Raw genomic sequence first — 23607 nt, forward strand, 5'->3', positions numbered from 1 at the left:
CAGTTATTCAATGAGGAATAAATTCCTCACTACAGTCAGTTATTCAGCTAAAAACTCTCCTAAACTTGGCACATCTACCCACATTCTAGAATCATGTGATTGATGAGATAAATCCATCAATAATTGAGAATAAACCCCTTCTTTTAAAGATGGTATAATCTCCTTTTGAGTTTCAATTCCTGTCACCCATTGATCTACAACTCTTAAAAATGCACAAATTCGACCATCAGCATAATGTTGAGGAAATAATAATTGTTTAGGAATTTCCATTTCTGTTAAACTTCCCCCAACTTGAGAAACCCAAACTTTAAACCCGTGAATATAATCTTTTTGTTCTTCACTTCCTAAAACCAATGTTCCTTTATCTCCATAAACTTCTATCCAATGAGGTCTAGGTGCATGAACTACTGCACTAATAGAAACTTGGCAAGGTGTACCATTTGCTAATTCCAAAGATATTAAACAATTATCATCTGTATTGACTGCTTTTAATTCCCCAGTGGCAGGATCAATTCTTTGGGTAATGGCTGTATTTAAATAAGCATTTAATTTACTAACTGGTCCAAATAACCAGTTAATATAATCAAAAGCATGAGAACCTAAAGAACCTAATACACCACCACCTTGATCTTGACGAGAATACCAATTATAAGGGCGGGATGTATCAGCGCGAGAAGAACCTAACCAGTCAATTTTTATTAACCGAATATTCCCCACATAATTTGTATTTAACAACTGATGAAAATATTGCCATGCAGGAACAAAGCGAAATTCAAAATCTACAGTTGCAATTACATTTTTAGCTTTTGCTAATTGATATAATTCTTTAGATTCGTTTGCATTTAAAGTTACAGGTTTTTCTAATAACAGATGTTTACCAGCTTCTAATACCTGTTTCCCCATTTGATAATGTAAAAATGGCGGTGTGGAAATACTCACAGCGTCTACTTCTGGTAAATTGATAATTTCAGTGAAGTTATCACTAAAATGAGGAATATTATTATTTTCTGCAATGGTTTTTGCTTTGTTGATATCTCGATGATAAACCGCAGTTATTTGGGTTTTGTGATGTGCTTGAAATGCGGGAATATGAACTTTTTGACCAAAACCAGTACCTACAATTGCAACCCCAATCATATTGATGTTTGAATTTTTGCTAAATTTACCTATAATATTGTACTAAAATTTGAAAATTTATAATAAAATAAAAGTTCCTAGTTTGGGCTTTAGCCCTTATGGTAATAAACGGATAAATAGCTCAATGGGAAACAATTTAACATAAAATATAGCAAAACTATGTCGGAAAAACAGCTTATAAATCCTTGGAATTATAAACCTTGGTGGTGTCAACCTTGGTCAATTATCCTCACAGGTATAACATTGATTAGCGGTAGCTGGTTTATATTTAAACTTTTAAAAATTACCTGGTTGACAATTATCGTTGCTATCCCTGTATTAATTTGGATGGGTTTCTTTTTATTAATCTGGCCAAAATTGATGATTAAAAGTGGTATTTTAGAGCAAAAAAGTAATGAGTAATTACCCATTACTTCTTCTGTGACTGTCACCTGTCACCTGTCACCTGTCACCTATTAATTTACCACTTGGCTACCATGACTGCGGGGATCATCTTGACTATTTGTTGATACTGGGGCGGAAAATTTGGAAGTTTTACCACTCATTTGCGCGTAGGGAAGAGGAGAACCTGCCACCAAAGCTTCTAAGTTGCTAGACATGATGGAACGGGGGATGTCACCAATAGCTTCGGCTATACTTTCTCCTTGTTTACCCAAAAATACAAAGTGAGGAATGCCATCAACTCGATATTTGAGCATTTCTGGCAACCATTTGTTATTATCTACATTCAGCATGACAAAGTTTAATTTGTCAGCATATTGTTGTTTGAGTTCGGCTATATCGGGTGCCATTTTTTGACAGACTGTACACCAATCAGCATAAAATTCTACTAAACTGGGTTTATTATTGCTAACTGCCACTTCTAAGGGTGTGGATGCTGCATCTAGTTCGGTGAGGGAAACTGAGGTTGTCTGGGTTCGCAGTCCTAAAAATAGCGCAGCACTCAGGGCGATCGCTACAATAACAATGAGGAAGTTTCTCACACGTTTCCCAAAGGTAGATCCAGGGGTGGTGGAAGTATTAACGCCAGTCTTGATGGGTGCATCTGTACTCATAATTTATTTATTAAGACTTATTAAGCAGTTTCATCATCTAGTTTAGCAAAACCCAGTTTTTTACCCATGAAAAAACGAGTCACCTTGACTTTTCCTAAACGTGCTATTCAAATGCCTGTAACTTACCGACTGGCAAAAGATTTTAACGTTGCTGCTAATATTATCCGCGCTCAGGTAGCCCCGAATCAAATTGGTAAACTGGTAGTGGAATTATTGGGGGATATTGATCAAGTAGATGCAGCTATTGAATGGATGCGATCGCAACACATCAGTGTTTCCCATAATTTAGGTGAAATTGCCATTGATGATGATCTATGCGTTGACTGTGGTTTGTGTACTGGAGTTTGTCCAACGGAAGCTCTTTCTCTCAACCCAGATACATATCAACTGACATTTACGCGATCGCGTTGTATTGTCTGTGAACAATGTATTCCTACTTGTCCGGTACAGGCTATTTCTACCAATCTTTAAAATCCTAAAATGCTCATTTTGCTGATTTTAATTAATCTCTTAACCAACCTATACACGGCTATAATTTAAATGTATTTAGGACTTACGCAAGATGTGACTGAAAACCTTATTCTTGCGTAGGGGTAATTCATGAATTACCCCTACTTTCGTTCCTTTTTGCGTAAGTCCTGGTATTAATAAAGAGATTATACTTAAAAAAGTTTTGATCAAAATCTTGTAGTGTGGGCATCTTGCCCGCCATAATTATGCAATTTTAATCTAGGAAAACTTATATTTCATTAGTTTTACCTAGTTACCAAAATTTTCCAGAAAATCTTACATATTTCAATTTTAGCACCAGCATCATTATATCATTTTTTATTTTTCTATTCGTATAAAATCAGCATAGTGAAAAAAAATATCCAGTATCTTTAGAGGTTGTCTTAAAAGTTTTCGGCGAATATAATAGAGCCTCCGGCACGCCTGACGGCGAACGCTACTACACAAGCAAAGTCCACTAGTGGACTAACGAAAAATTAAGGATTTGAAACCTGCGTAGGCAGGTTTTGTCTGTGTAGATGTGATTTCTAATCGCCCAAGTTAGACTTTTCAAACTTTTCAAACATCCTCTTAGATATAAATCTAATAGTAGCAAGTAGTAAATGTTGTTAAAAAAGTGTACAAAATTATAGATGTAAATTTTTCAGTGATGTTATGATGCAAAAATATGATGAGATAGTGAATTGATATAACCTATGAACTTAGCCACAACACCCACAGTCAAAAGTCTAGGAGATTGTGCATATCAAGCAATCGAAAAACACTTTCACAAAACCATAAAATGGGAAAAATCAGTTAAAAAAGACGAAGATCCAGAAGCACTACACCAAATGCGTGTGGGAATGCGTCGTTTACGTACAGCAGTTAGTCGTTTTGAGCTATGTTTAAATTTACCCAAATCAGCCAGCGATAAAAATATTGGTAAAATTGCCAGGATACTAGGAAATCTCCGAGATTTGGATGTCTTAAAAGAGATACTGGAAAATAATTATAAACCACATTTACTTCCCAAGGAACAAGCATCTTTAGAGATAGCTTTTTCTACTTTAGCCAAACAACGGGAAGTTGCTTTTTCCCAGGTGCAAAAAATATTGAAAGATGAAACTTATAAATCTTTTAAAAATCATTTTCAACAATGGTTAGAAAAGCCTAGTTATCAACCATTAGCACATTTGCCAATTCAGCAAGTGCTACCAGATTTACTGTTACCCGAAGTCAGTAAATTATTATTGCATCCAGGATGGATGATTGGTACTCAAGTTGTAAACTCAGAAGTAGTTGTACAAAGCAACTGGACACCGGAAGAGTTAGAAAAAAATCTGAAAAATCAAGGGAAAATTCTTCATGATTTGCGAAAACAAGCTAAAAGAGTTCGCTATCAAATGGAATTATTTACTGATTTATACGGTGAAGCTTTTTCCACACATATTTCACAGGTAAAAAGTATTCAAGAAATTTTGGGAATGCTGCAAGATAGCATGGTTTTAAATGAGTGGCTGGAAAATATCTTTAAGTCAGAAATTAACGAGCAAATAAGTGGTCTAATAACTTTATTAGCTGTCAATCGTTACCAATTATGGCAGCAGTGGCAACCACTACAACAGCAATATTTAAAACCAGAAACGAGACAGAATTTATATTTAACAATATTGCCATCTTTATCAATTGATAATTGACAATTGATAATTGACAATTATTAATTATTAATTATTAATTATCAACTATCAACTATCAATTCTCAATTGTTCATTAACCTATTAATTTCTGCCAAGTCATTGGACCAATAATACCATCAGCAGTTAAACCATTTTGCTGTTGAAATCTCTTAATTGCCGCTTCTGTATTGCGACCATAAATACCATCTGCAACAGTACCTACACGATGTTGTATATATCTCATTACTGCTCCTGTGGTTTGATTTCCTTGCACTAATCGTTTTGATAATATCTGATTAATGGCATTCCATGTAGTGCTAGTTGCCATTCCACTGGGAATAATTCCCACAATTCTTTGAAACTTCTCTACAGCAGAAGTTGTGGATGGTCCGATGATATTATCCTCGACTAAACGCCTATTATTTCTATCAGTTATTTGTAGTCGATTTAAAGCTTGTTGCAATCTGAGAACAGAAGTATCTGTATTTTGTTCCTCATCTCGCACTATGTTTACAGGAGAAGATACTACTTTACCAGTTAACCCTGTAACAATAGCATTGGCCATTGCTTCCCCATCATAGAGTTGCATATCTTTCGCGGAATCAATAAAGCAACATTCTATGAGAATACCTGGCATATTTGTATTTCTAATCACGTACAGGTGAGAACCATTCTTGACACCGCGATTAAAAAATCCTAACTTGATAATTTCATCTAATACTGGTTGGGCGATTTTTCTCCCAGCATCACTCATAGCAAATACTTCTGTTCCATTAGCTCGCCCATTAAAGGCATTAAAATGAATAGAAACAAAAACATCAACTCTGTTTCTATTAGCTATATCACAACGTCTACCCAGAGATTGACTGACTGATCTAGCACTATTTGGTGTACAAGATATTGCTTCATGTCCTAAGCTTTTTAACTTAGCTATAACTTTATTTCCCACCTCCATAGTTAAGTTATCTTCAAATTTAATACCTCTTGCTCCCGTATCTGGAGGACAATTATGTCCCATATCAATTCCAAATTTCATGGTGTATCCTCAACGTACTTTCAACAGAAAAGATTTAATTAAGAAAATGGGCTTGTTTGGGATTTTTTCTAGTCAAAAACCATAATCATGATATCACATATCATAATTGCTCAAAATTGGCAGTAACTAGATATTTATGTAATCACAATGTAACTGGTAAATTTCCCAATACAGTGAAAAAAGTAAATATATCTTACCTTCAGCCTCAATGGGCAAATGAGATATTGTACTCTTTAGGTAGATATTCCCCCATGAATCCTCAACAATGTTTAAGATCAAAGTAAAGAAAGATTTCGCAACTGAGTTGACATGAAACGTATCGTCTTAATAGCTGGTTTTGAATCCTTCAACGCTGATTTGTATCGCCAAGCTGCCGCTTTGGCTGTTTCTCGCTGTCCTGAGTTAGATATTCGCGTTTTTAGCGATCGCAATATTACCACCAACCCAGATGAGGTACAAGTCGCACTTCAAAGTGCTGATGTATTTTTCAGTAGTTTAATATTTGACTATGACCAAGTTTTATGGCTGCGAGAACATATTGCTAATATTCCCATCCGGCTTATTTTTGAATCAGCACTGGAGTTAATGAGTTTAACGAAAATAGGCGCATTTTCTATTGGTGATAAACCTAAAGGAATGCCTAAACCTGTTAAATTCATACTCGATAAATTCAGTAATGGTAAAGAAGAAGACAAACTCGCAGGTTATATAAGTTTCTTAAAAATTGGACCAAAACTATTAAAATTCGTACCAGTACAAAAAGTCCAAGACTTACGAAACTGGCTCATTATCTACGGTTACTGGAACGCAGGAGGAACAGAAAATGTAGCATCTTTATTTTGGACACTTGCGGAAAAATACTTAGATTTAAGAGTCGGTGACATTCCTGCACCCATCGAAACCCCCAACATGGGTTTATTACATCCCGACTATCCAGGGTATTTTACATCACCAAAAGCATATTTGGAGTGGTATGAAAGAAGGGAACAGGGAACAGGGAACAGGGAACAGAGAAGAAAGAATTTACCAGTCATTGGCATTCTTCTTTATAGAAAGCACGTTATTACAAAACAGAATTATATCCCCCAATTAATCAAAAAATTTGAAGATTCGGGTTTAATACCTTTACCAATTTTTATTAACGGAGTTGAAGGTCATGTTGCTGTGCGTGACTGGATGACAACCGACTATGAAACCCAAAAAAGACAACAAGGAAATATTGAAACTCCTTCCCTTTCTTCCGAAGCAGTTAAAGTTGATGCGATCATTTCTACAATTGGTTTTCCTCTCGTTGGTGGACCTGCGGGTTCAATGGAAGCTGGAAGACAAATAGAAGTCGCAAAACGCATTTTAAATGCTAAAAATATTCCCTATATTGTCGCTGCACCTTTATTAATTCAAGATATCCATTCATGGACTCGTCAAGGAATTGGCGGTTTACAAAGTGTGGTTTTATATGCACTTCCTGAATTAGATGGGGCAATTGATACAATTCCTTTAGGTGGTTTAGTTGGTGAAGATATTTATTTAGTTCCAGAAAGAGTACAAAGGTTAATTGATAGAGTTAAAAATTGGGTTTCCTTACGTCAAAAATTAGCATCAGAACGAAAAATTGCCATTATTTTATATGGTTTTCCTCCTGGTTATGGTGCTGTAGGAACTGCGGCATTATTAAATGTTCCTCGCAGTTTAATTAAATTACTTCAGGCACTTAAAGAACAAGGTTATAATGTTGGTGACATTCCTGAAGATGGAGAGGAATTAATTAAACAAGTAAAAGCAAAAGATGAAGAAATGGAAACCTGGGAAAAAGATAAACCCTTCCCCACAGATGCTAATACTGTTAATGCTAGAAAATTAGAAAAATGGTTAGGATATCTCCGCACATATCGCATTGAAAAACAATGGAAATCTTTAACAGGTGCAGGAATTAAAACCTATGGTGATGAATTACATATTGGTGGTGTGCAGTTAGGAAATGTTTGGATCGGAGTTCAGCCACCTTTGGGTATTCAAGGTGATCCGATGCGGTTAATGTTTGAGCGAGATTTAACTCCCCATCCCCAATATGCAGCTTATTATAAATGGTTACAAAATGAATTTCAAGCTGATGCAGTTGTTCATTTTGGAATGCACGGTACTGTGGAATGGTTGCCAGGTTCTCCTTTAGGAAATACTGGTTATTCTTGGTCGGATATATTATTAGGAAATCTGCCTAATTTATATATCTATGCTGCTAATAATCCTTCGGAATCTATTTTGGCGAAACGTCGCGGTTATGGGGTTTTAATTTCTCATAATGTGCCGCCTTATGGTCGGGCTGGTTTATATAAGGAGTTGGTAAGTTTACGGGATTTAATCGCAGAATATCGGGAAGATCCAAAGAAAAATTATGTGTTAAAAGAGGGGATTTGTAAGAAGATTGTTGATACTGGTTTGGATGTTGATTGTCCTTTTGATGATGCGAAAAAATTGGGTATTTCTTTTAGTCCTGAAAATGTCAGGTTGTTTAGTGGTCACGCTTTTGATGATTATTTAATTAAGTTGTATGAGTATTTGCAGGTGTTGGAAAGTCGGTTGTTTTCTTCTGGTTTACATACTTTAGGTGAAGCACCAAATGAGGAGGAGTTAAAGGGTTATTTGGATGCTTTTTTTGGAAACGAACCACGAAGACACGAAGAACACGAAGGAAGAGAGGAAGAAGAGAGAAGAGAGGAAGAAAGAAGGAAGGAAGAAAGAGTAATTATTGGTTTGTTGAATCAATCTACTGATGAGTTAACGAATCTTTTGCGGGGTTTAAATGGTGAGTTTATTCCTCCTGCACCTGGGGGAGATTTGTTGCGTGATGGTGCGGGTGTGTTACCTACTGGAAGAAATATTCACGCTTTAGATCCCTATAGAATGCCTTCTCCTGCTGCTTATGAAAGAGGTAGGGAAATAGCAAAAAAAATTATTGATCAGCATTTGGCAGAACATCAGAAATATCCTGAAACTGTGGCGGTTTTATTGTGGGGTTTGGATGCTATTAAAACTAAGGGGGAATCTCTGGGTATTCTGTTAGAATTGGTGGGTGCTGAACCTGTTAAGGAGGGTACGGGAAGAATTGTTAGATATGATTTAAAACCTCTTGCTGAGGTGGAACATCCGCGCATTGATGTGTTAGGAAATCTATCTGGTATTTTCCGTGATAGTTTTGTGAATATTATTGAATTATTGGATGATTTGTTTCTTCGTGCTGTGGAAGTTGATGAACCAGAGGAACAGAATTTTATTAGAAAACACGCTTTGGAATTAAAAGCCCAAGGTGTGGAAAATGCGTCTGCAAGGTTGTTTTCTAACCCCTCTGGTGATTTTGGTTCTTTGGTTAATGATAGAGTTGTAGATGGTAACTGGGATAGTGGTGATGAGTTGGGTAAAACTTGGGAAAGTCGCAATGTTTTTAGTTATGGAAGAAAGGATAAAGGACAAGCTAGACCGGAGGTTTTGCAAACTTTATTAAAAACGAGCGATCGCATTGTTCAAGAAATAGATTCTGTTGAATATGGTTTAACTGATATTCAAGAATATTACGCCAATACTGGAGGTTTGAAAAAAGCGGCTGAACAGCAAAGCGGTAAGAAAGTAACAGCTAGTTTTGTGGAAAGTTTTTCTAAAGATACCACTCCTAGAAATTTAGACGATTTATTAAGAATGGAGTACAGAACTAAATTATTAAATCCTAAATGGGCGGAAGCAATGGCTAACCAAGGTTCTGGTGGTGCTTTTGAAATTTCCCAACGCATGACAGCTTTAATAGGATGGGGTGGAACTGCTGATTTTCGTGATCATTGGGTTTATGAACAAGCTGCGGATACCTATGCTTTAGATGCAGAAATGGCGGAAAAATTACGCAAAGCAAACCCGGAAGCTTTTAGAAATATTGTTAGTAGAATGTTGGAAGCACACGGGCGCGGTTTGTGGAATGCTGATGGTAATAGGTTGGAAAAATTGCGTCAGTTGTATGAATTGAGTGATGAACAATTGGAAGGTGTGACAGTTTAGAAATTTACAGATGTAGGTTGGGTTAAGCAACGCGCAACCCAACACATTTACAGTACAATTAAATTGATAAATAAAATAAAAACATTATGAAATTTATCATTACGATATTTCAAGATGAAGATGGGATGTTTATTGCTGAATGTCCCTCTATTCCTGGTTGTGTCAGTCAAGGAATAACTGAAACAGAAGCACAGGAAAATATTCAAGAAGCTATTAGGGAATGTTTAGAAGTTAGGTTAGAAAAAGGGATACCTTTAACAGTAATAACTCGTGAAGTGGAAGTGTATATATAATGCCATCTGTACCAATATTAAAACCTGCGGAGGTTATTAAAACTTTTACAAAACTTGGCTGGGAAGTTTCTCGTCAACGCGGAAGTCATATTATTATGACCAAAGAAGGACATCCAGCTACTCTTTCTATACCTAATCATAATCAAGTAGCACGGGGTACTTTACGCAGTCTTATTTCTAAAGCAGGAATAACAGTAGAAGAATTTATGGAAGTTTTAGAAAATTAAAATTAGAATTGTAGGTTGGGTTAAGCAACGCGCAACCCAACCAAATGTTTTATCTAATAATCAGGTTGCTTTAATGTGGATTTCAAATTTCTAATTCAAACCCTGGTAAAACATCTTCCCCAGAAATTACAGCAGGAAGTTGGACAATTTCTACAGGTTTTCCAATTCTATAAATTTCTACTTCTTTATCTTGGGGGTTAATTAACCAACCCAAACGCAAACCATTGGCGATATATTCCTGCATCTTTTCTTGCAGGGTTTTAAGTCTATCGGTTTCTGATCTCAGTTCAATGATAAAGTCTGGTGTAAGTGGGGGAAATTTCTTTCGTTCTTCTTCTGTTAATGCTTCCCAGCGTTCTAATTTTATCCAAGCAACATCAGGTGAACGTTTTGCACCATTTGGAAGTCGGAATATTGTTGAGGAACTAAATACAATTCCTAGTTTTGTTTGGTAATTCCAATTACCTACTTTAATAATTAAGTCAGCTTCACTACGGCCGCTTTCTCCTCCTACTGGTGGCACAATAATTAACTCTCCCTCTGCATTTAGTTCTAAGCTTACATCTTTATTGGCCATACAGAGTTGGTAAAATTGTTCATCTGTAAGGCGAATAATTGGATCTAGGTTTAAGGTAACTGTGTTCATTTAACTACTCTTAGCCTTTAAGTAATATGTTTTTTTTGATGTAAAAACCTCAAGTAGATTTTTTCCGTTCTAATTTTCAAAGGTTATGGGTATTACAATCTTATCAAGAATCATCTTTTAAAATAATTCTATAATACAATCTCTCAATATTTCTATCAAATCTTCCTTACTCACTTTATTATCAGCAACCTGCATTGTTAATTGATATGCTTCCTCTGGTATTAGATTCAATTCATAATCATTCAAATTCAAAAACGTCACCATCACATCAAAAGCAGTACGTTTATTACCATCTATAAAAGCATGATTTTTACAAATGTGAAATAAATAAGCTGCTGCTTGTTCATAAATTGTCTGATGTAAAAATTCACCTCCAAAACTTGCTTGAGGTTGGTAAATCGCAGAATCTAATAAACCTTCATCGCGGATACCAAATAAACCACCATAAAGGTTAATCTGCTTTTTATGTATACTTAATACATCTTCTTTATTAACGAATTTAGGATTATGCCAGTTTTCTATACACATAATCCCATTTTTTGGTAGATGCTAAAGAAATCAGCATAGCTTCTGATTCTTGGGGTGTGATATCTCCTAAGTTAAAAGCATTAATTTCTTCTTGCGTTAATGCGTTAACTCGTAAGCTTGCTTTGATTAAGGTTTGCAATAAGTGTTTTTGAGTTTCTAATAAAATGTATAAAACGTATTTTTCAACGTTTTTATCGTTTCCAAATTCATGCTCATTTTTGGTTAATTGATATAGATCAATTCGTTCTATAGTCTGTTTTTTTATACTTTCTATATTGAATACTCGGATGAAAAAATCCCAATATTCCTCAACAATTTCTTTTTGTAAGAAATTGTACCTAACGAATGCTAGAGGTACTACTTGACCCTGTGTTCCTTTTTCTATAAAAATTTCACACAACTTCATACTCCTAAGAAATTTTTCACGGAATTGTTTCAACTCTTCCGTAAGCTGACTCAGAGATACTTGTCTGCTATTAGATAACTCAATCATATCCGCCACTGCTTCATCTTGCGGGTTAGCATTATTTAAGCATCTTTCCAGAACTTCTATTCTTTCCTGGATGCTATCAATTATTTCTTGGGGGAATGTCAAGGTGTTTATCATATTTATTTATCTAATAATCAGGTGACTTTAACGTGAGGTTCAAATTTCTAATTCAAATCCTGGTAAAACATCTTCCCCAGAAATTACAGCAGGAAGTTGGACAATTTCTACAGGTTTTCCAATTCTATAAATTTCTACTTCTTTATCTTGGGGGTTAATTAACCAACCCAAACGCAAACCATTGGCGATATATTCCTGCATCTTTTCTTGCAGGGTTTTAAGTCTATCGGTTTCTGATCTCAGTTCAATGATAAAGTCTGGTGTAAGTGGGGGAAATTTCTTTCGTTCTTCTTCTGTTAATGCTTCCCAGCGTTCTAATTTTATCCAAGCAACATCAGGTGAACGTTTTGCACCATTTGGAAGTCGGAATATTGTTGAGGAACTAAATACAATTCCTAGTTTTGTTTGGTAATTCCAATTACCTACTTTAATAATTAAGTCAGCTTCACTACGGCCGCTTTCTCCTCCTACTGGTGGCACAATAATTAACTCTCCCTCTGCATTTAGTTCTAAGCTTACATCTTTATTGGCCATACAGAGTTGGTAAAATTGTTCATCTGTAAGGCGAATAATTGGATCTAGGTTTAAGGTAACTGTGTTCATTTAACTACTCTTAGCCTTTAAGTAATATGTTTTTTTTGATGTAAAAACCTCAAGTAGATTTTTTCCGTTCTAATTTTCAAAGGTTATGGGTATTACAATCTTATCAAGAATCATCTTTTAAAATAATTCTATAATACAATCTCTCAATATTTCTATCAAATCTTCCTTACTCACTTTATTATCAGCAACCTGCATTGTTAATTGATATGCTTCCTCTGGTATTAGATTCAATTCATAATCATTCAAATTCAAAAACGTCACCATCACATCAAAAGCAGTACGTTTATTACCATCTATAAAAGCATGATTTTTACAAATGTAAAATAAATAAGCTGCTGCTTGTTCATAAATTGTCTGATGTAAAAATTCACCTCCAAAACTTGCTTGAGGTTGGTAAATCGCAGAATCTAATAAACCTTCATCGCGGATACCTTCTGATCCACCATATAGGTTAATCTGCTTTTTATGTATACTTAATACATCTTCTTTATTAATGAATTTAGGATTATGCCAGTTTTCTATACACATAATCCCATTTTTTAGTAGATGCTAAAGAAATTAACATAGCTTCTGATTCTTGGGGTGTGATATCTCCTAAGTTAAAAGCATTAATTTCTTGTTCCGTGAATACATTTGTCCTTAAACAAGCCTTGATAAGTGATTGTAATAAGTGCTTTAAAGATTCAATCCAAATGTATATTTCAGATTCATACAGTTTTAAAAAAACCTTATCTAGAGTTTCTTTTTGACATTTATATTGATTATAAATTTCTACAAAACCTATAGTCATTTTTTTTAAAATTTCCCCATTTATGATTAGGGATGAATCAGAATCTATAATTTCTTTGTACATAAAATCCTGTCTTACATATAATAGTAAGTAATTAAAAAAGTGTTCACCATTGCTTGATTTTTCAAGAATTACCTGAGATAGTTTTCTTACTCTAATGAATTTTTCAATTAATTTTAACAATTCCTCCTGTAGTTGAATAACAGCTATTTCCTGAATATTAACCAACTCAAGTATTTCTGCCATTTTTTCATCTTGCGGGTTAGGATCATTTAAGCATCTTTCCAGAATTTCTATCCTTTCCTGGATGCTATCAATAATCTCTTGGGGAAATGTAAAGCTGTATACCATACTTTATGTACCTATCTGGTGACATTATGCGCTTTCCTAAAACTATTTTAACTGAAAAACACATAATCTTGAGTCCTAAAATCAGTATTTTTACAAAATTGGCAATAAACCGACTATAATAAAAGATAAAATTATGTAATAAACACATTAAATATATGATCGCAAATCACGATGTTTACATCACTCCTGAACAATATTTAGCACTGGAAGAAAAAAGCCCAGTCAAACATGAATACATCAACGGTTACATCTATGCAATGGCTGGCGCTTCCGATCCTCATGTTACTGTAACATTAAATAGTGCTTTTCTCATTCGGAATCATATTCGTGGTAGTGGATGTCGAGTTTTTGCAACTGACATGAAAGCTAGAATAGAAACCATAAATCGTTTTTACTATCCTGATGTGATGGTTACTTGTGATGAAAGAGATAAAGGATTATTAAATTATAAAAAATTCCCATGTTTAATTATTGAAATATTATCAGATTCCACAGAAGCATTTGATCGGGGAGATAAATTTAAAGATTATCAAAATATAGACACTTTACAAGAATATGTTTTAATTGATGTGAAAAAACCTCAAGTAGATTGTTTCCGGCGTAATGAACAAGGTTTATGGGTATTACAATCTTATCAAGAATCATCCTTTGAATTGCAAAGTATTAATTTTCAGGGAAATATGAATGATTTATATGAAGATGTAAGTTTTTTGTAGTAGATACCTACCTAGCGATATTTTCCACTACCTTAAATCTACCTTAACCCAAAAACACAAGCGTATAACTTAAATCGTTGCTAAACTAAATTTACAAATTTTCACAATCATAGATAAAAACCAATCATTAATATATGAATTCTATCAATACACCCTCTAAACCTAGACAAAATTCGGCATTTAAACACCTAATGTCTATCCATTGGTGGATGTCAATTGGTTATTTAATCCTATTTTTAACTGGCACAATTATGGCCAGGTTGCCAAGAGAGATTTTTATTCGCCCTTCTCTTTACGATTTTCATAAATCAATAGGTGCTTTAACAATGGCCATTCTCACATGGCGAATTTTAGTATTGTTGCGAGTTTGGTGGCGCAAATATACAAAAAAATTTCCTAAATTTACTCCCGAATGGTTGCAAACCGTCGCCCTTCATACCAGTTTATATATCTTTATGTGGGTTGTTCCCGTTACGGGTTTTTTACTTTCTAATTCTTTTAAAAGTAATAATGTTAAAGTTTTTGGTATTCTTTTACCTGATATGTTTCCCCAAAATTCAGCAATGGTGGAAATCGGTAGAAGTTTACATTTTTGGTTAGCTTACACATTTTTGGTTTTTATTATTTTACACTCAATTCAACAAAAAAAAGTAGTGCGATCGCTTTGGCGTAAATTTACCAAAACTATCACACTTGGGAATAATTTATCTAATAACTAATGACGCAAGTTTTCTGAGTTTTACAATTATCAGTTATCAGTGAGAATAGGGTATAGGAAGGAAGGAAAGCATGGGAAGAAAAATAAATTCTGACTCCTGACTCCTGACTCTTGACTCCTTACATAATTAGCATTTATTTCTCATGTTCCTGTTGATTATTATGTATGGTATTATCTGCTTCCAATAACCTAGACATAAATACATCTGGTTTTCTACTCATCACAGATATCACTTTATCAATAGCAATGACTTCACTGATTTTCACCACCATTTCCCACAAAGTATCTTCTTCTGTCTCTTTGTTGTGAGTTCTGTGTTTAAACCACAATAAGTCATCTACAACCCCGATAATTGTTGCCAAATACCATTTATCTCTGATTAACAACCATATCTCTTTCTCTGTGTAGGTTTGCAGAATAGATTTCATGATGGTTTAGATAACAAAAACTTATTGCGCTACATGGTATGCTGATGGGACAGAAAACGCAATAGTATATTTACTTATTTTTTTGTAGTAAAAATAACGTTTATATGTTAACAAAACTTTGTATATTATGAAACACCCACTTATCAGATTAAGGCCAGAAGTTGACAAAAATCTCATATTCTCTGTTAAAAATTATCAACTATCAAGTGTCAACTGTCAACTGTCAACTGTCAACTATCAACTGTCAACTGTCAACTGTCAACTGTCAACTGTCAACTGTCAACTGTCAACTGTCAACTGTCAACTGTCAACTGTCAACTGTCAACTATCCAACTTACTTAGTAATTGCCGAATTACATTAGCATCTTCGGCTTCAGGAACTTTAGTTAAATAAATTTGCAGATCCTCTACTGCTTGGGTAAAGTAACCAAGTTGATAATAAAGCAAACCTCTGTCTCTTAATTCTAAACTCACACCAGGAAACAACAACAAAATTCTTTCTACCACAGATAGGGTTTTTTCTAAATCTTGGCGATTTAAATAAATATACTTCAAATTTGTCAGCATCCTCGCTAAAAATTGCCGCTTACTAACCACAGCTAAAAATTCTGGTTGTAATGTCACCGATTGCTGATAAATTTGAGATAGTCTTTCTTGACAGTCTTGAGGAAACATCACTTCACCACCATTAAAAGCATCCACAAAAATCTCAATGTCTGCAATATCTGGACGGATTAAAAAATGTCCAGGCATTCCTATGCCCACCATTGGAAAGTCAATGCGTTTTCCTACCTCCATGTAAACTAACGCTAAAGTAATAGGAATACCGGTTTTGCGTTCTATGACATCATTAAAAAAACTATTACGCGGATCATAATAATCAATTTTATTACCCGTAAAACCTAATTCATCGTATAAATACTGGTTTATACTTTGAATCATCCGCAGCGGATAGCGGGAAGATGGTAAACGCTCCTCTAACTCTGTTGCCATTGTATCTAGGGCGTTTAAGTATTCTTCTGGATCAAGATCGGGATATTCTTCCTGGGCGATATATAAAGCAGCCCTGGCCAGGTTGATAGACTCGTCAGGTTGCTGGATTTCTTGGTAAAAATATTGACGTGCTGACGAGAAGTTCATAAGCAGTAGGTATGAGGCGACATACTCTTATTTTAAGGCAATTGAGGCAGTTGGGAGCGATCGGATCTCAAAATCGTATTTTTACCAGTTGTTTCATTAATTGATCATGTATGATCAACATATACCAAATATACCAAAATAAGATTTTTGTCTAGTTCTCCACATCTGTCAACTTATGAAATTACCTGACTTAGACCCTGAAACTATAGATCGTATTATCGAAATGGCCTGGGAAGATAAAACCCCATTTGAAGCAATAGAAACACAATTTGGACTTTTAGAAAAGCAGGTAATAGCCTTGATGAGAAGAGAAATGAAATCTTCTAGTTTCCAGATGTGGAGAGAAAGAGTTACTCAACGCAAAACCAAACATCTGCAAAAGCGAGATTTTATTGCAGGTAGGTTTAAATCCAAAAATCAGAAAACGTAAGTGAGTAATCAGTAATCAGTAATCAGCTATTATCTATAGGACTCCTATTTGATTTTTGAACAGAACTCACTACATACTGAAAGCCTTCTTTCCTGTTCCCTGTTCCCTGCCTCGACGAACAATTCATGAATCAAATCGGATCACTATATAAAGAGACTGAGTGAAGTAACTCTAACTGAGTTTGTAAATCAGACCACATTTGATAAAAAGCACTCCATTCCACAAAATCAACTTCATCTCCTAATTTACCAGCTTTAAATTGTTGATAAAACTCCACAGATGATCATTGAGAACGCTGCTCAAATACTTGCAAATCGCTTTCTAATTCTCTGATTTGCTGTTGAATATGTTCTCTTTCTTGATGAATAATCTTTCTGAGTGATGAAGCTAAAATATCACTATATCCTCCTTGTTGAGAAAGTGCTTCTAGGACTTTTAATTGATTGATGATTTCTGCTTTAGTTGTCATGATTACTTTTAATTGCTGATTACTGATTAATAAAACTTTACGAATTCTATAATAATAATAATAGGACTTACGCAAAACAGAACTAAAATTACCCCTACGCAAGAATCAGGTTTTGAGTCTTATCTTGCGTAAGTCCTAAATAATATATCAATTTAGCATTGTTTGTACCCGTACCCACATCTTAGACTTATCTAATAAGCCTGGGATATAATTTAGTATATTTTAGCATCTATTAGCATTTTTTAGCATCTATTAGCATTTAGTTTTAATAATGAATTTAAGGCAAAGATGGGATCATTCAGTGCTAACCTAAAAGATGATATTGCTTGATCTTATGGTCTTTGAAGACCAACTCTGAAAAATAGCTTCATTCATTAGGCGCAGCATGGTCACCACCGCAGAAAAAACAAACATAGGTTACATTACCCAAGTAATTGGTCCGGTTGTAGACGTTAAGTTCCCCGGCGGTAAACTACCCCAAATCTACAACGCTTTGACCATCAAAGGCACTAACGAAGCTGGACAAAAAATCAGCCTCACCGTTGAAGTACAACAGCTTTTAGGCGATAACCAAGTTAGAGCCGTGGCAATGAGTACCACTGACGGTTTAACTCGTGGTTTAGAAGTTGTTGACACTGGCGCACCCATCAGCGTACCTGTAGGTAAAGCTACATTAGGACGTATCTTTAACGTTTTAGGTGAACCTGTAGACAACCAGGGTCCTGTAAATAACACCGAAACCTTACCTATTCACCGCGAAGCTCCTAAATTCACAGAGTTGGAAACTAATCCTTCTGTGTTTGAAACCGGGATCAAAGTTGTGGACTTGTTAACTCCCTACCGTCGTGGTGGTAAAATCGGTCTGTTCGGTGGTGCTGGTGTTGGTAAAACCGTGATCATGATGGAATTGATCAACAACATCGCTACCCAACACGGTGGTGTGTCTGTATTCGCTGGTGTAGGTGAAAGAACCCGCGAAGGTAATGACCTCTACAACGAAATGATCGAATCTGGGGTTATTAACAAAGATAACCTCAACGAATCTAAAATTGCTCTAGTGTATGGGCAAATGAACGAACCACCCGGAGCAAGAATGCGGGTTGGTTTGTCTGGTTTGACAATGGCTGAATACTTCCGTGATGTGAACAAGCAAGACGTTTTGTTGTTTGTTGACAACATTTTCCGCTTTGTACAAGCTGGTTCTGAAGTATCTGCGCTTTTAGGACGGATGCCTTCTGCGGTAGGATATCAGCCCACTCTTGGTACTGACGTAGGTGCGCTACAAGAGCGTATTACCTCTACAACCGAAGGTTCTATTACTTCTATTCAAGCTGTATATGTACCTGCGGACGACTTAACCGACCCCGCACCCGCTACAACCTTCGCTCACTTAGACGGTACAACAGTATTGTCTCGTGGTTTGGCAGCTAAAGGTATTTACCCTGCGGTAGATCCTCTGGGTTCTACTTCGACAATGTTGCAACCCAGCATTGTTGGTAAAGAACACTATGATACTGCTCGTGCTGTACAATCAACCTTACAACGTTACAAAGAATTACAAGACATCATCGCTATTCTTGGTTTAGATGAATTGTCTGAAGAAGACCGTCTCACCGTAGCACGCGCTCGGAAAGTTGAACGTTTCTTATCTCAGCCCTTCTTCGTAGCAGAAGTATTTACCGGTTCTCCTGGTAAATATGTGAAATTGGAAGACACCATCAAAGGTTTCCAAAGAATTTTATCTGGTGAATTGGATGATCTGCCAGAGCAAGCTTTCTACTTGGTAGGCGATATCAACGAAGCGATCGCTAAAGCTCAAAAGCTCAAAGGTTAATAGGTAATGGGTAATGGGTAATGGGTAATGGGTAAGAAATTTATCCCAATTACCAATTACCAATTACCAATCACCAATTACCAATTACCAATCATAAGTAGAAACTAAAGAATATGACTCTGACCGTTCGTGTAATTTCCCCAGACAAAACTGTTTGGGATGCTCCCGCTGATGAAGTAATTTTACCTAGCACTACTGGTCAGTTGGGTGTTTTAAGTGGACACGCTCCCATGTTGACAGCATTGGATACAGGTGTAATGCGGGTTCGTGCCAACAAAGCTGCCAACTGGCAAGCGATCGCTCTTTTGGGTGGTTTTGCTGAAGTTGATGAAGATGAAGTTACCGTTCTGGTGAATGGTGCTGAACGTGGGGACGCTATTAATTTAGAAGAAGCCCGCACAGCTTTCAACCAAGCACAAACCAAATTAAACCAAGTTCCCGCAGGGGATAGACAAGCTCAAATTCAAGCCACACAAGCCTTTAAACGCGCTCGCGCTCGTTTTCAAGCTGCTGGCGGTTTGGTGTAAAGTTTGAATTATTCAATAATTTGATTTTGCATGGTGGTTTTTTCCATCATGCAAATTTTTATATATTAGGGAATAGGGAACAGGGAATAGGAAAATTTGTTGTAGGGGTAGCGCCCCCGTGCCTACCCCTAAGCACATTTGGGGGCAACCAGGGGGGGTTTGCCCCTACGTAATTGACATATTCTGTAGCTTTTTATATAATTAAATATAGTTGTCAAAATTATTTATTCAAAAATTTCTTCATTCAAAAATATGGGTTTATTCAAAAATATTCAGAAAACTGTAGGTAATGCAGGAAAAATACTCGAAAATATTTTACAATCATATATAGAATTTAATACCCCAGCCAAACAATTAATCTTAAAACCAAAAACTGTTACTTTTTTATGTCGTCAAGTTGAGTCAAAAATAGAGCAAATTATTAGTTTAACACCTGATGATACTCAAGGATTAATAGCGATAATTCAACAGGATAAAATAGAAGTAAAGTTGCATTTTAAGCCTAAGTTAATCACTCTTAAAGAAGATTGTATTGAAGGAGAATTACAATTATTAAAACAACCAGATATTCAAAGTGATTCTTTAATTTATAAAACTTTAATTGGAGGCTGGAAAATTTTTCTGGGTGGATATATTCCCCAAAATGTATTACCTGAAAAAATTAAAGTTATGGGAGATAAAATTTATTATACATTACCACGTAATGAGGTTAAACTGTTAGAAGTTCTATTTAAAACAGTTACTCCTGGTTCAACATTATTCACCGATATGAAAGCAGGAGAATTGATTATTGAAAGTGCGATCGCTATCAATGGGAATGATGTTAATTTATCAGAATTGATATCAATTTTAAAACTCAAATCTGAATGAATACTTACCGCAAAGGTTACTAATCATCGGGATACTAATAATCAATCATAGAAGTCGGGGATATCAACGCCAAAAAACAACGAAAAAATATCAATCCTGTAAATCCTTAAATCCTGGAAATCATCTCGACTTCGCTCGATAACCACCTGATTCAGACAATTAAAAAAATAAAAAAAACAGATCCCCGATTTCTTCAAGAAACCGGGGATCTAAATCACCTAAATCATCTAATAATTATCCTTAACCAGCAGCTACCATTTCTTTTTCCAGACGTTCCAATCTTTCAGCCAATAATTGCTCTAAAGTAATTAAAGCCTTAGTAAAACCGTCAATACCTTCAGAGAGTTTATCAGATGCCATCCGGTCAGCAGCGTGCATCTTATCAAAGGTTGCTTTATCAACAGAGATTTTTTCAATAGATAAACCTGCAACCTTAGCAGGATCAAGTTTGCGGGGTAGTTCACCCACAGTATTTTGCAATTCTGATAATAAACCAGGAGAAATAGTCAACAAATCACAACCAGCTAACTCTGTAATTTCGCCAATGTTACGGAAACTAGCACCCATAACTTCAGTCTTATAACCAAACTTTTTGTAGTAGTTATAAATCTTAGTTACAGACAATACACCGGGATCTTCTGCGGCAGGATAGCTATCCCGTCCGGTATCTTTCTTGTACCAGTCAAGAATACGACCCACAAAAGGAGAAATCAGAGTGACACCAACTTCAGCACAGGCGATCGCTTGGTGAACACCAAACAACAAAGTTAAATTACAGTGAATACCTTCTTTTTCCAAAATTTCCGCAGCCTTGATACCTTCCCAAGTTGCAGCAATTTTAATCAAAACCCGTTCCTTAGCAATACCCGCAGCTTTATATTGAGCAATCAAATCTCTAGCTTTAGCCACAGTAGCATCAGTATCATAAGACAACCGTGCATCTACTTCAGTAGACACCCGACCGGGAATAATTTGCAAAATCTTTAATCCAAAGGATACCGCCAAACGGTCAAAAGCTAAAGAAACTACCTCGGCTTGGGTAGCTTTAGCGCCAGCGTCTTTTTTCGCTTTAATTAAAGTTTGATCAACAATATCCTGATATTCCGGCATTTGTGCCGCCGCAGTAATCAAAGAAGGATTGGTAGTAGCGTCCTGGGGTTTAAACTTTTCAATTGCTTGGATATCTCCAGTATCCGCCACAACAACGGTTACTTCCCGCAACTGTTCCAGTAAATTTTTAGCCATAACATACTCCGTAAATTTTTTTGGTGTAGGATTTACCAATCCCCAATTATTTAAACTCTTTGATCTTGCATACGATTCTGATTTTGGCAACTTTTCTTAATAATTGCCTAACCTTACTTTACTACCCACATTCCTCTCAGGTGTGCAGTTGCCAACTTTTTTTGATTTATTAACCGCAAAGTACACAAAGGAAGAGAAGGAATGAAGTTGAGAATTTTTGAGCAGGAAGAGAAAAGTTCCAGCCTCAGCCCTATTTTAAACGTCTCAAGCTGTAATAGGCTGTCCAATAGAATGCACTTTGATTAAACTGGTTGTTCCTGACATACCAATTGGTACTCCAGAGGTAATTACAACTTTGTCACCTTTTTTCACAAAACCCTTTTCTACCACTGTGTTAACCACATTGGTAAACATCTCCTCTGCATGGTGAACAGGGTTGATTAACAAAGGTTCTACACCCCAAGATAAAGCCAACTGACGGTAAGCAATAGCCTCAGAAGTCAGGGTAATAATTGGTGTCAGAGGACGATATTTAGAAATCAATCTAGCCGTATTTCCAGAAGTTGTATTACAAAGAATCGCCTTAGCACCTGTTTCATAAGCAATGCGACAAACCGCTTGGGCAACTGATTCTGTAACACTCAGACGACCGGCTTCATGATTCCAGGTATGTTTAGCACCCGCTTGCAATGCTTTTTCCGTTTGCAAAGCGATATTGTGCATTGTTTGTACCGCCGCAATGGGATATTCACCCACGGCAGTTTCTCCCGACAACATCACCGCATCCGTACCATCCAAAATGGAATTAGCCACATCCGTTGCTTCGGCGCGAGTAGGGTCAGGGGCGCTAATCATTGATTCTAACATCTGCGTAGCTGTAATTACTGGCTTACCCATCAAATTACAGAGACGAGTGATATCTTTTTGAATTAATGGCACTTGGTGAATAGGCATTTCTACTCCCAAATCACCACGGGCAATCATAATGGCATCAGCAACTTCTAGGATGTCATTTAACTGGGCGACAGCTTCCGGGCGTTCAATTTTGGCAATCAGACGAATTTTAGAACCAGCAGCTTCAATCATGCGTTTTGCCGGTTCTAAGTCTGCGGGCGATCGCACAAAAGAAACCGCTACCCAGTCTACACCCAACTGAATCCCAAACCGTAAATCCTGCAAATCCTTTTCCGTAATGGAACTCACAGGTAAAGGAGTCGCAGGTAAATTTACACCCTTATGAGAAGAAATCAACCCCCCAATATCCACACGAGCGCAAATTTTATCAGCATCACGACGGGTTACAGTTAACTTCACCCGACCATCATTAATCAAAACTGGTTCACCAGGTCGGATCATTGCAAATAAAGTAGGTAGAGGCAGGGGAAGTTCATCAATATTTTCCCCCTTTTCCTGTAACAGAAAAGTCACCTCACTCCCAGCTTCCAGCATTAAACCTTCCGGTGGCAATTTCCCCAAACGAATTTTCGGACCACACAAATCCTGCATAATCGCAACGGGTCTTTTTAACTCATCACTAATGCGCCGTAAATGGTGAAAAGTTTGAGCGTGAGCTTCATAAGCACCATGCGAGAAATTCAACCGAGCCATATTCATTCCCGCTTCCACCAAAGCTTGCAGCTTTTCCGGTGCAGCAGTAGCAGGACCAACAGTACAGATAATCTTGGTTCGACGCATCATAAAAAGTAGGGGGTAACGGTCCAGGTAGTGCAACCTCGTTAAGCCCATACTGG

27 protein-coding genes are annotated in these 23607 nt (G+C 36.3%); 12 read left to right on the forward strand and 15 right to left on the reverse strand.

Translation table 11 applies throughout. The features are described from left to right. Positions 1-39: 39 nt before the first annotated feature. Complete coding sequence (locus IQ237_RS04845) at positions 40-1137, reverse strand: Gfo/Idh/MocA family protein (RefSeq protein ID WP_194052914.1); 1098 nt, start codon at positions 1135-1137, stop codon at positions 40-42. 159 nt (positions 1138-1296) lie between these two features. Here IQ237_RS04845 and IQ237_RS04850 point away from each other — a divergent pair, with 159 nt between their 5' ends. Then, positions 1297-1539 carry a DUF6737 family protein gene (locus IQ237_RS04850; protein ID WP_194052916.1) on the forward strand — a complete coding sequence of 81 codons (243 nt, stop codon included), beginning with the start codon at positions 1297-1299 and terminating at the stop codon, positions 1537-1539. 53 nt (positions 1540-1592) lie between these two features. On the opposite strand, the gene IQ237_RS04855 is transcribed toward IQ237_RS04850, so the two are convergent. Beyond that, positions 1593-2192 (reverse strand): thioredoxin family protein, encoded by a 600-nt coding sequence (locus tag IQ237_RS04855; protein WP_194052918.1) that lies wholly within the window; start codon positions 2190-2192, stop codon positions 1593-1595. Between the two features lie 66 nt (positions 2193-2258). Here IQ237_RS04855 and IQ237_RS04860 point away from each other — a divergent pair, with 66 nt between their 5' ends. Continuing rightward, complete coding sequence (locus IQ237_RS04860) at positions 2259-2663, forward strand: NIL domain-containing protein (protein WP_194052920.1); 405 nt, start codon at positions 2259-2261, stop codon at positions 2661-2663. Between the two features lie 734 nt (positions 2664-3397). Continuing rightward, positions 3398-4378, forward strand: coding sequence for a CHAD domain-containing protein (locus IQ237_RS04865; RefSeq protein ID WP_194052922.1), 981 nt, complete (start codon positions 3398-3400; stop codon positions 4376-4378). 73 nt (positions 4379-4451) lie between these two features. Here the strand turns inward: IQ237_RS04865 and IQ237_RS04870 are convergent, their stop codons facing one another. After that, on the reverse strand, positions 4452-5393 hold the full coding sequence (locus IQ237_RS04870) for an N-acetylmuramoyl-L-alanine amidase (protein ID WP_194052924.1): 942 nt from the start codon (positions 5391-5393) through the stop codon (positions 4452-4454). Between the two features lie 309 nt (positions 5394-5702). On the opposite strand from IQ237_RS04870, the gene bchH reads away from it, so the two are divergent. The 3 genes from bchH (at position 5703) to IQ237_RS04885 (ending at position 9954) form a co-directional block, all read left to right on the forward strand. Then, entirely contained in the window at positions 5703-9434 is a 3732-nt protein-coding gene (gene bchH, locus IQ237_RS04875) for a magnesium chelatase subunit H (RefSeq protein WP_194052926.1), read from the forward strand. A gap of 86 nt (positions 9435-9520) precedes the next feature. After that, on the forward strand, positions 9521-9727 hold the full coding sequence (locus tag IQ237_RS04880; RefSeq protein ID WP_194052927.1) for a type II toxin-antitoxin system HicB family antitoxin: 207 nt from the start codon (positions 9521-9523) through the stop codon (positions 9725-9727). Beyond that, on the forward strand, positions 9727-9954 hold the full coding sequence (locus tag IQ237_RS04885) for a type II toxin-antitoxin system HicA family toxin (protein ID WP_194052928.1): 228 nt from the start codon (positions 9727-9729) through the stop codon (positions 9952-9954). The genes IQ237_RS04880 and IQ237_RS04885 overlap by 1 nt, the downstream gene beginning before the upstream one ends. Before the next feature lie 82 nt (positions 9955-10036). On the opposite strand, the gene IQ237_RS04890 is transcribed toward IQ237_RS04885, so the two are convergent. The 6 genes from IQ237_RS04890 to IQ237_RS04915 all read right to left on the reverse strand — a co-directional run bounded on the left by IQ237_RS04890 (position 10037) and on the right by IQ237_RS04915 (position 13479). Then, positions 10037-10600 carry a Uma2 family endonuclease gene (locus IQ237_RS04890; RefSeq protein WP_194052929.1) on the reverse strand — a complete coding sequence of 188 codons (564 nt, stop codon included), beginning with the start codon at positions 10598-10600 and terminating at the stop codon, positions 10037-10039. 117 nt (positions 10601-10717) lie between these two features. Beyond that, positions 10718-11128 (reverse strand): type II toxin-antitoxin system death-on-curing family toxin, encoded by a 411-nt coding sequence (locus tag IQ237_RS04895; protein WP_194052930.1) that lies wholly within the window; start codon positions 11126-11128, stop codon positions 10718-10720. Further along, on the reverse strand, positions 11106-11735 hold the full coding sequence (locus tag IQ237_RS04900; protein WP_194052931.1) for a hypothetical protein: 630 nt from the start codon (positions 11733-11735) through the stop codon (positions 11106-11108). Before IQ237_RS04900 ends, IQ237_RS04895 begins: the two co-directional genes overlap by 23 nt. 39 nt (positions 11736-11774) lie before the next feature. After that, on the reverse strand, positions 11775-12338 hold the full coding sequence (locus IQ237_RS04905; RefSeq protein ID WP_194052929.1) for a Uma2 family endonuclease: 564 nt from the start codon (positions 12336-12338) through the stop codon (positions 11775-11777). A 117-nt stretch (positions 12339-12455) separates the two neighbouring features. Next, complete coding sequence (locus IQ237_RS04910) at positions 12456-12866, reverse strand: type II toxin-antitoxin system death-on-curing family toxin (protein WP_194052932.1); 411 nt, start codon at positions 12864-12866, stop codon at positions 12456-12458. Further along, on the reverse strand, positions 12844-13479 hold the full coding sequence (locus IQ237_RS04915) for a hypothetical protein (protein ID WP_194052934.1): 636 nt from the start codon (positions 13477-13479) through the stop codon (positions 12844-12846). The genes IQ237_RS04910 and IQ237_RS04915 overlap by 23 nt, the downstream gene beginning before the upstream one ends. A gap of 155 nt (positions 13480-13634) precedes the next feature. On the opposite strand from IQ237_RS04915, the gene IQ237_RS04920 reads away from it, so the two are divergent. Both IQ237_RS04920 and IQ237_RS04925 read left to right on the forward strand, forming a co-directional pair. Continuing rightward, positions 13635-14195, forward strand: coding sequence for a Uma2 family endonuclease (locus tag IQ237_RS04920; protein WP_194052936.1), 561 nt, complete (start codon positions 13635-13637; stop codon positions 14193-14195). Positions 14196-14329: 134 nt separating this feature from the next. After that, positions 14330-14914 carry a cytochrome b gene (locus IQ237_RS04925; RefSeq protein ID WP_194052938.1) on the forward strand — a complete coding sequence of 195 codons (585 nt, stop codon included), beginning with the start codon at positions 14330-14332 and terminating at the stop codon, positions 14912-14914. Positions 14915-15047: 133 nt separating this feature from the next. Here the strand turns inward: IQ237_RS04925 and IQ237_RS04930 are convergent, their stop codons facing one another. Both IQ237_RS04930 and IQ237_RS04935 read right to left on the reverse strand, forming a co-directional pair. Continuing rightward, on the reverse strand, positions 15048-15341 hold the full coding sequence (locus IQ237_RS04930; protein WP_194052940.1) for a hypothetical protein: 294 nt from the start codon (positions 15339-15341) through the stop codon (positions 15048-15050). Between the two features lie 321 nt (positions 15342-15662). After that, positions 15663-16481 carry a SirB1 family protein gene (locus IQ237_RS04935; RefSeq protein ID WP_194052942.1) on the reverse strand — a complete coding sequence of 273 codons (819 nt, stop codon included), beginning with the start codon at positions 16479-16481 and terminating at the stop codon, positions 15663-15665. Between the two features lie 175 nt (positions 16482-16656). On the opposite strand from IQ237_RS04935, the gene IQ237_RS04940 reads away from it, so the two are divergent. Continuing rightward, positions 16657-16911: a TIGR03643 family protein gene (locus IQ237_RS04940; RefSeq protein WP_194052944.1), complete on the forward strand. Its 255-nt coding sequence runs from the start codon at positions 16657-16659 to the stop codon at positions 16909-16911. 130 nt (positions 16912-17041) lie between these two features. On the opposite strand, the gene IQ237_RS26115 is transcribed toward IQ237_RS04940, so the two are convergent. Further along, positions 17042-17188: a hypothetical protein gene (locus IQ237_RS26115; protein ID WP_228019690.1), complete on the reverse strand. Its 147-nt coding sequence runs from the start codon at positions 17186-17188 to the stop codon at positions 17042-17044. A 6-nt stretch (positions 17189-17194) separates the two neighbouring features. Then, entirely contained in the window at positions 17195-17380 is a 186-nt protein-coding gene (locus IQ237_RS26120; protein WP_228019693.1) for a hypothetical protein, read from the reverse strand. Positions 17381-17765: 385 nt separating this feature from the next. Between IQ237_RS26120 and atpD the strand changes: the two genes are divergently transcribed. From atpD to IQ237_RS04960, 3 genes are all read left to right on the forward strand, one after another. Next, positions 17766-19214 (forward strand): F0F1 ATP synthase subunit beta, encoded by a 1449-nt coding sequence (gene atpD, locus IQ237_RS04950; RefSeq protein ID WP_194052946.1) that lies wholly within the window; start codon positions 17766-17768, stop codon positions 19212-19214. Between the two features lie 113 nt (positions 19215-19327). Continuing rightward, positions 19328-19741, forward strand: a complete 414-nt coding sequence (atpC, locus tag IQ237_RS04955; protein ID WP_194052948.1) for an ATP synthase F1 subunit epsilon — start codon at positions 19328-19330, stop codon at positions 19739-19741. A 252-nt stretch (positions 19742-19993) separates the two neighbouring features. After that, the gene (locus IQ237_RS04960) at positions 19994-20611 is read left to right on the forward strand and encodes a hypothetical protein (protein WP_194052950.1); all 618 of its coding nucleotides are present in this window, start codon (positions 19994-19996) and stop codon (positions 20609-20611) included. Between the two features lie 240 nt (positions 20612-20851). Here the strand turns inward: IQ237_RS04960 and IQ237_RS04965 are convergent, their stop codons facing one another. Both IQ237_RS04965 and pyk read right to left on the reverse strand, forming a co-directional pair. Further along, positions 20852-21856 carry a transaldolase gene (locus tag IQ237_RS04965; protein ID WP_194052952.1) on the reverse strand — a complete coding sequence of 335 codons (1005 nt, stop codon included), beginning with the start codon at positions 21854-21856 and terminating at the stop codon, positions 20852-20854. A gap of 264 nt (positions 21857-22120) precedes the next feature. After that, positions 22121-23551, reverse strand: coding sequence for a pyruvate kinase (gene pyk / locus IQ237_RS04970; RefSeq protein ID WP_194053092.1), 1431 nt, complete (start codon positions 23549-23551; stop codon positions 22121-22123). Positions 23552-23607: the final 56 nt, after the last annotated feature.

Source organism: Sphaerospermopsis sp. LEGE 08334 (genome assembly GCF_015207205.1).
In the GTDB taxonomy this organism is placed as follows: Bacteria; Cyanobacteriota; Cyanobacteriia; order Cyanobacteriales; family Nostocaceae; genus Sphaerospermopsis.

Coding starts and splice junctions, on each gene's coding strand:
- IQ237_RS04880 (WP_194052927.1), top strand. CDS start 9,521: ATGAAATTTATCATTACGATATTTCAAGATGAAGATGGGATGTTTATT.
- IQ237_RS26120 (WP_228019693.1), bottom strand. CDS start 17,380: ATGACAACTAAAGCAGAAATCATCAATCAATTAAAAGTCCTAGAAGCA.
- IQ237_RS04935 (WP_194052942.1), bottom strand. CDS start 16,481: ATGAACTTCTCGTCAGCACGTCAATATTTTTACCAAGAAATCCAGCAA.
- IQ237_RS04850 (WP_194052916.1), top strand. CDS start 1,297: ATGTCGGAAAAACAGCTTATAAATCCTTGGAATTATAAACCTTGGTGG.
- IQ237_RS04860 (WP_194052920.1), top strand. CDS start 2,259: ATGAAAAAACGAGTCACCTTGACTTTTCCTAAACGTGCTATTCAAATG.
- IQ237_RS04915 (WP_194052934.1), bottom strand. CDS start 13,479: ATGGTATACAGCTTTACATTTCCCCAAGAGATTATTGATAGCATCCAG.
- IQ237_RS04965 (WP_194052952.1), bottom strand. CDS start 21,856: ATGGCTAAAAATTTACTGGAACAGTTGCGGGAAGTAACCGTTGTTGTG.
- IQ237_RS04885 (WP_194052928.1), top strand. CDS start 9,727: ATGCCATCTGTACCAATATTAAAACCTGCGGAGGTTATTAAAACTTTT.
- bchH (WP_194052926.1), top strand. CDS start 5,703: ATGAAACGTATCGTCTTAATAGCTGGTTTTGAATCCTTCAACGCTGAT.
- IQ237_RS04895 (WP_194052930.1), bottom strand. CDS start 11,128: ATGTGTATAGAAAACTGGCATAATCCTAAATTCGTTAATAAAGAAGAT.
- atpD (WP_194052946.1), top strand. CDS start 17,766: ATGGTCACCACCGCAGAAAAAACAAACATAGGTTACATTACCCAAGTA.
- IQ237_RS04865 (WP_194052922.1), top strand. CDS start 3,398: ATGAACTTAGCCACAACACCCACAGTCAAAAGTCTAGGAGATTGTGCA.
- IQ237_RS04855 (WP_194052918.1), bottom strand. CDS start 2,192: ATGAGTACAGATGCACCCATCAAGACTGGCGTTAATACTTCCACCACC.
- IQ237_RS04960 (WP_194052950.1), top strand. CDS start 19,994: ATGGGTTTATTCAAAAATATTCAGAAAACTGTAGGTAATGCAGGAAAA.
- IQ237_RS04920 (WP_194052936.1), top strand. CDS start 13,635: ATGATCGCAAATCACGATGTTTACATCACTCCTGAACAATATTTAGCA.
- IQ237_RS04900 (WP_194052931.1), bottom strand. CDS start 11,735: ATGATAAACACCTTGACATTCCCCCAAGAAATAATTGATAGCATCCAG.
- IQ237_RS04925 (WP_194052938.1), top strand. CDS start 14,330: ATGAATTCTATCAATACACCCTCTAAACCTAGACAAAATTCGGCATTT.
- IQ237_RS04870 (WP_194052924.1), bottom strand. CDS start 5,393: ATGAAATTTGGAATTGATATGGGACATAATTGTCCTCCAGATACGGGA.
- IQ237_RS04930 (WP_194052940.1), bottom strand. CDS start 15,341: ATGAAATCTATTCTGCAAACCTACACAGAGAAAGAGATATGGTTGTTA.
- IQ237_RS04890 (WP_194052929.1), bottom strand. CDS start 10,600: ATGAACACAGTTACCTTAAACCTAGATCCAATTATTCGCCTTACAGAT.
- IQ237_RS04940 (WP_194052944.1), top strand. CDS start 16,657: ATGAAATTACCTGACTTAGACCCTGAAACTATAGATCGTATTATCGAA.
- pyk (WP_194053092.1), bottom strand. CDS start 23,551: ATGCGTCGAACCAAGATTATCTGTACTGTTGGTCCTGCTACTGCTGCA.
- IQ237_RS04905 (WP_194052929.1), bottom strand. CDS start 12,338: ATGAACACAGTTACCTTAAACCTAGATCCAATTATTCGCCTTACAGAT.
- IQ237_RS04910 (WP_194052932.1), bottom strand. CDS start 12,866: ATGTGTATAGAAAACTGGCATAATCCTAAATTCATTAATAAAGAAGAT.
- atpC (WP_194052948.1), top strand. CDS start 19,328: ATGACTCTGACCGTTCGTGTAATTTCCCCAGACAAAACTGTTTGGGAT.
- IQ237_RS04845 (WP_194052914.1), bottom strand. CDS start 1,137: ATGATTGGGGTTGCAATTGTAGGTACTGGTTTTGGTCAAAAAGTTCAT.